General features: G+C 72.3%; 3 protein-coding genes and 1 pseudogene. 2 read left to right on the plus strand and 2 right to left on the minus strand.

Annotation, left to right across the window (positions count from 1 at the left end; genetic code table 11):
- Positions 1 to 383: pseudogene (locus ACLEQD_RS39975) on the plus strand (hypothetical protein); the annotation flags it as partial.
- Positions 384 to 389: 6 nt separating this feature from the next.
- Here the strand turns inward: ACLEQD_RS39975 and ACLEQD_RS39980 are convergent.
- A complete protein-coding gene (locus ACLEQD_RS39980) occupies positions 390 to 950 on the minus strand; it encodes a sugar O-acetyltransferase (RefSeq protein ID WP_410391180.1) in 561 nt (186 codons plus the stop codon).
- Between the two features lie 104 nt (positions 951 to 1,054).
- Between ACLEQD_RS39980 and ACLEQD_RS39985 the strand changes: the two genes are divergently transcribed.
- A complete protein-coding gene (locus ACLEQD_RS39985) occupies positions 1,055 to 1,828 on the plus strand; it encodes an HAD family hydrolase (RefSeq protein ID WP_410391182.1) in 774 nt (257 codons plus the stop codon).
- 145 nt (positions 1,829 to 1,973) lie between these two features.
- Here ACLEQD_RS39985 and ACLEQD_RS39990 read toward each other — a convergent pair.
- Positions 1,974 to 3,190 (minus strand): OmpA family protein (locus ACLEQD_RS39990; protein WP_410391184.1); only part of this gene is annotated, 1,217 nt, incomplete at its 5' end.

The following is a 3,190-nucleotide window of genomic DNA, read 5'->3' on the forward strand; positions in this document are numbered from 1 at the left end:
CTGACCGGCCCACTGGTCGGGCCGGTCAGCCCGGCACGCGCGCGCCCCATCTCTGGGTGGAGCAGGGCGGTGAGCGGGTGTCGACGCTCGACCTGCTCCAGCGGACGTGGGTGCTCCTCACCGAGGACGCGCGGTGGGAATCGGCCGTGGCGCGCGTCGCCAGGGCGTCAGGCCTCACGTTGGAGTGCGTGCGCATGGGCGGGGACGTGCGGCCGCTGGACGCGGAGGCGTTCCGGAGCGCGTTCGGGCTGAAGGCGGGAGGCGCGTCGCTGATCCGCCCGGATGGCTACGTGGCCTGGCGCTCGGTCGACCTTCCGGACTCGCCGCTCGATGCGCTCCGCGAGTCCCTGGCGAGGTGCGCTTCCGCGACGCGCGCGGGCTGAGCGCCGTTACCGGAGGTTGCGGATGACGCGGCAGGGGTTGCCGGCGGCGAAGACATACGGCGGGATGTCCCGGGTCACCACGCTGCCCGCGCCGATGGTGGAGCCCTCCCCGATGGTCACGCCCGGGCAGATGATGGCGCCGCCGCCAATCCACACCTTCGAGCCGATGGTGATGGCGCGGCCCAGCTCCGGGCCCTTGATGCGCTCATCCGGATCCAGCGGATGCGTGGCCGCGTACACCTGCACGCCCGGGCCGAAGGACACGTCGTCGCCAATCGTCACCGTGTTGCAGTCCAGGATGACGCACTGGAAGTTCATGAAGACGCGTTCGCCCAGCCGGATGTGCTCGCCGTAGTCGCAGGAGAAGGGCGGTTCGATCCACGTCCCCGCGCCCACCTTGCCCAAAAGCTCGGTGAGCAGGCGCTCCCGCTCCGGCAGCTCGTCCTCGGTGGACTGGTTGTAGCGGCGCAGGAGCTTGCGGGCGCGGGCCCGCTCGGCCATCAGCCGTGGATCGGTGGCGAGGTACAGCTCCCCCGCGAGCATCTTCTCTTTCTCGGTCCGTGCCATGCCCTGGAGGGTAGTCGCACCTCCACCTCGCTGGTGAACAGCCCGTGGCCCGGCTTCGCGGACCCGGATGACACTGGACAGTCAGGCCAGCGAGGATGGCGCCCATGAGGATCGAGCGGGTCGAGGAGACGCTGGAGCGCATCCGTCGCGAGGTGGAGCGGACGCCGGACGGCGTGCTGGCCTTCGACGGAGACGGCACGTTGTGGAGCGGGGACGTGGGGGATGACCTGTTCATGGCCCTGCTGGAGCACGGCGGCGTGCGGCCCGAGGCCCGCGTGGCGCTGGAGCGGCTGGGCGCCCGCCATGGCGTGGAGGCGCATCCGGACGCGGTGACGCTGGCGCACGCGCTGTTCAAGGCGTTCGAGGCCGGGCGGCTGCCGGAGCAGGCCACCTACGAGATGATGGCGTGGATCTTCGCGGGCTGGCACGCGGAGGAGATGCGCGGCTTCGCCCAGGAGGTGGTGGCCCGCAAGGACGTGGCCCGCCGCATCCACCCGGAAGCCCGCCGCGTGGTGGAGTGGGCCCGCGAACAGGGCGTGGACTGCTACGTGGTCAGCGCGTCGCCGCGCGCGGTGGTGGAGGCGGCGGTGCGCGAGGTGGGGCTCACGTCCGAGTTCGTGCTGGCGTGCACGCCGAAGGAGGAGGGCGGACGGTTGCAGACGTCCGTCTTCGAGCCCGTGCCCTACGGCCCCGGCAAGGTGTCCTGCCTGAGGCAGCGCACGGACCGGCCGCTCTGCGCCGCCTTCGGCGACAACGTGTTCGACCTGGACCTGCTCGCGGCGGCCCGCGTTCCGGTGGCCATCCGCCCCAAGGTCCGGCTGCGGGACCGCGCGGCGGAGCTGCCGGCGCTGGTGCAGCTGCATCCCGAAGAGGCCTGAAACGGCTGTGCGCCGCTTCGTGGGTGAACACGAAGCGGCGCACGGTGCTGCTTACGGGAGTGTCAGCGTCCCGAGACGGGGACGAACTCCCGTGCGCCGCTTCGTGGGTGACCACGAAGCGGCGTCACGTTGATGCGGGCGGAGGTCAGCGCTCCGTCACGGGCACGAACTCCACGCGGCGGTTCGCGCTGCGGCCTTCCGGCGTCTCGTTGGACACGCGCGGACGGTCGGGGCCGAAGCCCTTCGCCTCCATGCGCGAGCCCGCGATGCCCTTCTGGATGAGGTACGCGCGCACGCGGTTCGCGCGCTGCTGGCTCAGCGTGCGGTTGGCTTCCTCCGGACCGCTGTTGTCCGTGTGGCCTTCAATCCGGATGCTCAGCTTCGGATTCGCCTTCAGGTACGCCGCGATGGCATCCAGCTGCTGCTGCTCGTTCTCCTGGAACTCCGACTGGTTCACCGGGAACTGGACGATGTGCTCCAGCGGCGACGTCGTCTCCTCCGCGGGCTTCTCCGGCTGCGGCTGGGGCTTGGGCTCCTCGGGCGGCTTCTGCTCCTTCACGGGGCAGCCACGCTCGGACGCGGGACCGGCCTCGTTCGGGCAGGCGTCGTCCTTGTCCGGAACTCCGTCCTTGTCCGTGTCCTTCACGGGGCAGCCGCGCTCGGATGCGGGACCGGCCTCGTTCGGGCAGGCGTCCTCGTCGTCCCGCACGCCGTCGTTGTCCGCGTCCGGCGCCGGGCAGCCGTGGTCGCGCGCCGTTCCCGCCTGCGACGGGCACTGGTCCTCGCGGTCCACCACGCCGTCGCCGTCCGAGTCCTTGTCCGGGCAGCCGTTGTTCTCCACGGCGCCGGCCTCCAGCGGGCAGCGGTCGTCCTTGTTCGCCACGCCGTCGCCGTCGTCGTCCTCGTTGGGGCACTGCTCCGGCGTGTGGCTGCGGCCGGTGCGGCAGCGGTCCACGGGCTCGGGCTCGTTCGCGTACGCGATGCCCGCGCCCAGGCGGAACGACGGCGTGCCCGGGATGTCCGTGAAGCCGTGCCCGCCAATCGCGAACGCCTCGAAGCCCGCGCCCACCGGCAGCCGCACGCCGCCCAGCAGCTCCAGCGCGAAGTCCGACTCCACGAGCGACTCGGCGGCCTGCAGCGCGATTTCGCCGCGCAGCCCCTTGCCGCGCGTGGCCACCACCACGCCCTGCTCCAGCTCCGTGCCCACGTCGCGGCCCGGCTCCACTTCCTTGGAGCGGATCCGCACGCCCGCGTTGGCGCCCAGCACCACGGGCCCCAGCTCGCGGCTCACCGACACGCGGGGCGCCACCTGGAACCCCGCCCAGCCCGCCTGACGGCCGAACGCGTCCGCCGTGCCGCCCG

This window comes from Corallococcus sp. 4LFB (assembly GCF_046520365.1).
Classification (GTDB): Bacteria; Myxococcota; Myxococcia; order Myxococcales; family Myxococcaceae; genus Corallococcus; species Corallococcus caeni.